The 6,350-nt window shown below is 61.9% G+C and carries 5 protein-coding genes, 1 tRNA gene and 1 pseudogene; 3 read left to right on the forward strand and 4 right to left on the reverse strand.

The window, feature by feature from the left end:
* Positions 1-80: 80 nt before the first annotated feature.
* Entirely contained in the window at positions 81-416 is a 336-nt protein-coding gene (locus EAE28_RS23390; protein WP_127110869.1) for a hypothetical protein, read from the forward strand.
* A gap of 4 nt (positions 417-420) precedes the next feature.
* On the opposite strand, the gene EAE28_RS23395 is transcribed toward EAE28_RS23390, so the two are convergent.
* Complete coding sequence (locus EAE28_RS23395; protein WP_127110871.1) at positions 421-2,295, reverse strand: ATP-binding protein; 1,875 nt, start codon at positions 2,293-2,295, stop codon at positions 421-423.
* Between the two features lie 514 nt (positions 2,296-2,809).
* Between EAE28_RS23395 and EAE28_RS24065 the strand changes: the two are divergent.
* Positions 2,810-3,134: pseudogene (locus tag EAE28_RS24065) on the forward strand (transposase); the annotation flags it as partial.
* A 414-nt stretch (positions 3,135-3,548) separates the two neighbouring features.
* Here the strand turns inward: EAE28_RS24065 and EAE28_RS23405 are convergent.
* From EAE28_RS23405 to EAE28_RS23415, 3 genes are all read right to left on the reverse strand, one after another.
* Positions 3,549-4,658 carry a cupin domain-containing protein gene (locus EAE28_RS23405; RefSeq protein WP_127110873.1) on the reverse strand — a complete coding sequence of 370 codons (1,110 nt, stop codon included), beginning with the start codon at positions 4,656-4,658 and terminating at the stop codon, positions 3,549-3,551.
* 258 nt (positions 4,659-4,916) lie between these two features.
* Positions 4,917-5,006, reverse strand: a tRNA-Ser gene (locus EAE28_RS23410).
* A 73-nt stretch (positions 5,007-5,079) separates the two neighbouring features.
* Positions 5,080-5,511, reverse strand: a complete 432-nt coding sequence (locus EAE28_RS23415) for a cupin domain-containing protein (protein ID WP_127110875.1) — start codon at positions 5,509-5,511, stop codon at positions 5,080-5,082.
* A gap of 224 nt (positions 5,512-5,735) precedes the next feature.
* On the opposite strand from EAE28_RS23415, the gene EAE28_RS24450 reads away from it, so the two are divergent.
* Positions 5,736-6,344, forward strand: coding sequence for an REP-associated tyrosine transposase (locus tag EAE28_RS24450; protein ID WP_127110877.1), 609 nt, complete (start codon positions 5,736-5,738; stop codon positions 6,342-6,344).
* Positions 6,345-6,350: the final 6 nt, after the last annotated feature.

Raw genomic sequence — 6,350 nt, forward strand, 5'->3', positions numbered from 1 at the left:
GACACAATCCCCTCTTACCAGACCCGCAAAGGCTTCCAACTCCTGTAGGCAAGCCTGACTGAGAGCGGAAGGTAAGGGCGATGGAAGGCATCTATGCGGTATATTTTACCGGCTCTGGGGGCGTTGGCCTTGCCGTTCTGGTGATGATGGACGGCATTGTCACCGGGTCTGACGAAATGGGCGGCTCTCTGGACGGCACGTATTCGACCAGTGACAGCGGACGGGTGTCGGTGAGTGTCGTGTTGAAAACCTCGCCGGGAACCACACTGGCGACGGGACAAACCATGTCGTCGATGCACACCCAGACGATCAAGATCGACCTGCCCGCAGGATTCGCCAACGGCCAGTCGATCAACATGCAAACGCCGCTGGGTCCGCTGACCGCCAGTTTCAAGAAACTGCGCACACTGCGGTGATGCGTTACAAAATGATGACCGAGGCCCTGGGTTCCGCCTGCGCCGAGAGATCAGGCTGTTCGATCCCGCCCTGTCTTTCGATCTGACAGTCGCGCAGCACCGCCTGAAGCGCATCGCGCCGGATCGGTTTGGGCAGATGGGCGTCGAAGCCTGACGACAGATAATACGCCAGATCCGAAGCCATCACATTCGCCGTGGCTGCCACCGCAAAGGCGCGCAGACGGCTTTCATCCTTCTCGATTTCGCGCAGTTGGTGCAGGGTCTCGATGCCCGAGAAGCCAGGCATCGAAATGTCGAGAAGGTAAAGATCGAACGCCTCAGCCTTCACCGCGCGTACTGCCGCATGGCCATCTTCAACCGTGTGCGGCTCCAGCCCCAGTTGGCGCAACATTTTGCTGAGCACCATCAGATTGCCCTTGCTGTCATCCGCGCACAGCACCCGCAGTGACGAGAAATCAACGGCGGCCGGTGGCGCAACCTCGACCGGGGCCTCGACGGCCCCGGCCTCGACGCGTTCCAGGGGCAGCTGGATGGAAAAGCGCGTCCCCTCGCCCGGGTTGCTGACCACGGTGATTGCGCCGCCCATCAGCGTCACCAGCCGGTGCACGATCGCCATGCCCAGCCCGGTGCCTCCAAAACGCCGGGTGATGCCTTCGTCGGCCTGAGTGAACTCGTCAAACATGGCCGCGATCTGCGTTTCGGTCATGCCGATGCCCGTGTCTTCCACGACCAGCAGCAACTGCTCACCGACGCTGGCCGAGACCTTGACGCTACCGGTCTGGGTGAACTTGACGGCATTCCCCACCACATTGTGCAGGATCTGGTTAACGCGGTGCGGATCGCCCAACCATTGCCCGGCAACCTCGGGCTGCGTGTCGATCACCAGCGCCAGACCACGCTCACGGCATTTCGCGCTATGGCTGGCCTCGATCTGGCGCAGCAGCGTGTCGATGCCAAAGGCGCGCTGTTCAATGGTGACCGCGTTCGCCTCAAGCTTGGAGACATCAAGGATATCGTTCAGGATATGGATCAACAGATCGCCCGAAGTCTGGATATGCCCGACCATCTCGCGCGCTTCATCATGCTTGACCATGCCTTCCAACACATCCGCCATGCCCAGAACCGAATTCAGCGGCGTGCGGATCTCATGGCTCATATGGGCCAGAAAACGCGCCCGCGCGCGGGCCAGTTCCTCGGCCCGCTGGCGTTCCACGTCCAGCGTCATGTTCAGACGCGCCGCCCGCAACGCGATCAGCCCAAAGGCCCATTGCAGCGACGAATAGGCAAAGATGAACGCGTTCAGCGCGGTGATCGTCAGGACCGCGAAGGTCGAGCTTTGGATCGCAATCATGAACAAACGCAGGAAAAACCCGGCGGATATGGCAAAGAACGGCACGCTGACCAGCAGGCCCAGCTCACGCCCATAGCGTTTGGCCGCGCGCAAAACGATGATCCCCATCGCCAGCGCGACGGAACCGTTGATGATCGAGGTTCCGGCAAACAACTGCGTCATGCCCGGAACGGTGAGCACCGTCACCCATTGCAGGGCGATACCCGCCGCACCGATGATGCCGAACACGGCATAGTAAGGCCGCTGGCCAAGACCCTTGTGCATGGCAAAGTAGCCAAACAGAAAGCCCAGATACGCCCCCGCCATGGTAATGCAGGTAATCAGCCGTAACGGGACCACCTGGGTAAAGAGCAAGGCAAGCGCCCCGACCAGCAAGGCCGAATTGGCCGCGATCATCCAGGCGGCGCCGTTTTCCAGATCCGAATCCACGATCCGGCTGCGGCGGGCCAGCAGGCAGATCAGCAGTGAGAACACCACCATGATGGCTGCGATCAGGACAACGACGCTGATATCAACTGTGGTGTTCAAACAAGTTCCCTCGTTGAGTCATAAGTGACCCTTGAAACGCCTGACTCTCGGACCCGTTGCAAAATGAAACCAGAACAGAAGCTCTGGCCCTGAACGATCGAAGAAAAACTGTCGTCTAAAAAACAAGCACAAACGTCTAAGCGCGCCACCAAAATGGTAACGACTTTTCGCGGCTCTCACACGGGGGCCGCAAGGCCGCTGCCAAAGATGAGCCTGCGGTACAAAACCGACGCAAACAGATGCACAGGGTTGCCGGAATTGTCGCCATATTCAAGGGTATTCTGCTGTTAGCTGCCTTCAGTGTGCCGTTCCGGCACCCCGCCCGAGACCGCCGTGGGACGAAACCCGAACAGCCGCATTGAGCCCGAAACGTCGACGCGACAGGCGAGCCTTTGTCCAGACTCCGATTTTGAAGCTTTTTGCGAATGCAGCATTGTGTTAGCTTCGGCAGCCATTGATCGGATTGCGGCTGCGAGGCCTGCCTGCTTTACCGTCCCTGAACCAAAGGGGCCAGATGAGCGATCTGTCTTGGCTGAGCGGGGCTCAGATGGAGCGGCTGAGACCGTTCTTCCCCCGAGAACCATGGCTCCGATGACCGGCGGGTCCTCAGCGGGAATATCTTCATTAATCACAACGACTTGCGCTGGCATGACGCGCCTCTTCAGTATGGGCTGCACAAGACGCTCTACAACCGCTGGAAAAGGTAGAGCGATAGGGGCGTGTTCGCGCGGATCATGACGGGTTCGGCGGCAGAGGCCCCCGACAACAAGGCGATCTCCATCGACGCGACCTCTCTCACAGCACATCGCATGGACTCAAGCCTTGGGGCAAAAAAGGGAGCAGGTCAGTCGCTGTATGATCTGTCCGCAGAAGACAATCTCAGCAGCCGCTTCCGGACCAATATCCCGTATTCCGGCTTTGGCGATGCGCTGCATTCCTTGGCCTGGCGCTGTGCAGCCTTCTGGTTGGTGTCACGGCGTTCCCTTTCGAGCTGTTTCGCGGGTTCTTTGCAACCCGTCGGGACATGATCGAAAAGTCACTGTTCTATGCCAGTCTGCGCGTCCCCTTTCTGGTCATGCTCCAGCACAATCTGCGCCCGTGGTCGCGCCTGGCCGGCTTGCGCACGCCCAGAAGGCCGGGGTCTAGACCTGTATCACGAGATACTGGCCCAGAGGCAGGACTGAGCCCGGTCCGCGGTTTCTGCATCCGGCACAACACCGCCCCTCATGATCGAGCGGCGGTGTTATTGGTGATCAATCGGCCAGAGTGGTGGCGAAGTCCCCGCGCAGTGCGACTTCGAGCAGTTCGAGATCCTCCGAGGCCTCGGCATAGGTGACAACCATCCCCGGTGGGATGACAAAAGCGTCACCGGCTTCAAGATCGCGGGGCTCCTGCCCGTCGGCATCCAGCCGCAGCGTGCCGTCCATGACAAAGGTGAAATGGATATCGGCGTCATGGCGCGATGCGACGGGTGTGCCGTCGCCCTTGCGGATCACCTGTATCCCCGCCACGCCCTTGGTGCCTGCCGCCATACCCGTGTCGCGCGCGGTAAACCCGGGGATGCGGAAAGGCCCCCAGCTGGCCTTGTCTTTGACGTGGTGGACGAATTTCTGGCCATCCCACTCGCGCGCAGGATCGCCCTTGCCGTTGGGCAGGCTCAGGGAATGGTCAATCGTTGTCACATGCTCGGCCGGGACGCCGATTTCGATCACTTCGATATTCGGCGAGGCCTCGACCACGCGGTGGCGGATACCCGGCGGCTGGTTGACACAATCGCCCGCGTGCAGGCGGATCATCTCACCCTGATCCTCGTACAGCACGTCAACCCAGCCGCGATAGCAAAAGATCAGCTGAAACCCGACGGTGTGGTAATGGACCATATCGGGCACCGGGCCGCCATCGGGGATGCGGATGTGGCTGGCAATGACCGACCCGCCCAGCCGGGTCGGGATCAGGTCGCGGTAATGCATGCCCGCCCGCCCGATCACCCATGGCGCCCCGTCGCGCAGGCGGCGCACGACAAAGGCGTGCTCGGCGGCAATCGGCACCGCCACAGGGGTCAGCGGCACGACATCGATCCGAGTACCATTGGGCGCGGTCAACTGGCGCTGCCCGTCGGCAAAGCCTGCCGGATCATCGGTCAGGATGCGCAGATGACCGGGCGGCGTGGCGGCCCCCTTCTCGATCCTTACGCGCAGCCCGTGGCCGGAGAAACTAGCGACCGACGGATCGTCCGCAGGAAAGATCGTCTCCAGCCGCATGCCCAGTGTTTTGGTGAAGAACGGGATGTCGTTGCGCAGCTCCTGCGTCGGCAGCACGACCTCGGCAAGGATGGGCCCGGCAAGGATGGGACGATCAGTCATGGCGGATCTCGGCTTCCTGAAAGTGAACGATATGACCTGGAGAATTCCACGCCGCGGGGGCGGACGCGGGTCCAGAGTGCACAGGATTGCCGGTCCAACGCAATTGGTGCGGTGGTGCTAACGCAACGACGGACGGAGGGTCACGGCCTCAGATCACCCGATCCGACACCTGCGCCATTCTCACGACGGTTGCCTGACCATTCAGGGACACCCCGGTCACCACGGAAAGCCAGCAAGGGATCTGCGATATGGGGAGAATGGCGGAGAGACAGGGATTCGAACCCTGGGTGGGCTCTCACCCACAACGGTTTTCGAGACCGCCCCGTTCGACCGCTCCGGCACCTCTCCGCGCTTAGATGGTCAACGTGAGGGGGATTTAGCGGGGTTCGGAGGCGGGTGCAAGAGGGTCTGGCGGGGAAAATCACACCATTCGCGGGATGTCGAAACCGGGCGGGGCCAGGGTGAAGCCGGCGAAGTCGAAACCGGGGGAAACGGTGCAGGAAACCAGCGTGAACGGGCCCTGACTGCGGGCGGCTTGCCAGTGGTGGGGCGGGACGATCAGTTGGGGCGACTGGCCGGACAGGACGTCGGGGCCGAGGGTGTAGTCGGTGGCCGGGCCGGTGTTGGTGGGGCTGAGCGAGAGGGTCAGGGGGGAACCGGCGTGGAACAGCCAGATCTCGGTCGCATCGACGCGGTGCCAGTGAGAGACCTCGCCTGCCCCCAGCAGAAACAGGATCGCGGTGCCCGAGGGGCGCTGGCCGGGCGCGGCGGGGGCTCTCCACGTCTCGCGGTAATGGCCGCCTTCGGGGTGGGGTTTCAGGTCGAGGGCGGTGATGAGGGCTTGCGCGTTCATGGGGTCAGGATGCCCTTGGTTTTGGATGGGGGCAAGGGGTGTCCCACGATGGGACATCGGACCGGGTTTCGCGTTTTCAAGAGGTTAGCTGGAGGCGTTAAGGTTTTGTTGAGGATTGTCCCCGGGTTTTGGCCGCCCGTAGGGTGGGTTTTCAACCCACCATCGCGGTGACGGATGGCGCGGTGTTGGCGGTTTGTTAACCAGAATCAGCACAGCCTCGCCCCATGTCGTCTTACCGCCGCCCCCTCATACCCGGCGCCCGGGTGTTCTTTACGGTGACCCTCGCCGAGCGCGGGGCGGATTTGCTGACCCGCGAGATCGCGGCGCTGCGCGACGCGGTGCAGCGCACGCGGATCGAACGCCCGTTCGGGATTGATGCGTGGGTGGTCTTGCCGGACCATATGCATTGTGTCTGGGCGCTGCCCGAGGGGGACGCGGGATATACCGTGCGGATGGCAGCGATAAAGGCGCGGTTTACACGGGCGGTGCGCAGGTCGGGGTTCACCCCGACTCCCTTTCCCCACAACCCTTACGGCGCTGGTGGCGCGCGGCTGCGGGAGGGTGGGGAGCGTTGGAAAGAGAGTCGGTGTGGGGAGAGTCGGGGTGAACCCCGACCTACGCGGTCCGAGTGGGGTGTGTGGCAGAAGCGGTTTTGGGAACATCACATCCGCGACGAGACGGATTGGGACAATCACATCCGGTATTGTTGGTTCAATCCAGTAAAACACGGCTTGGTCGAGCATCCCCGCGATTGGCCGTATTGTATGCGCCGTCTCCGCCCCATTGATTTCGCCGGTTCCCCAGCACTGACCGAGAAGCGAGTTTCGCTCTGAGCTTCA

The organism is Pararhodobacter zhoushanensis, assembly GCF_003990445.1.
In the GTDB taxonomy this organism is placed as follows: domain Bacteria; phylum Pseudomonadota; class Alphaproteobacteria; order Rhodobacterales; family Rhodobacteraceae; genus Pararhodobacter; species Pararhodobacter zhoushanensis.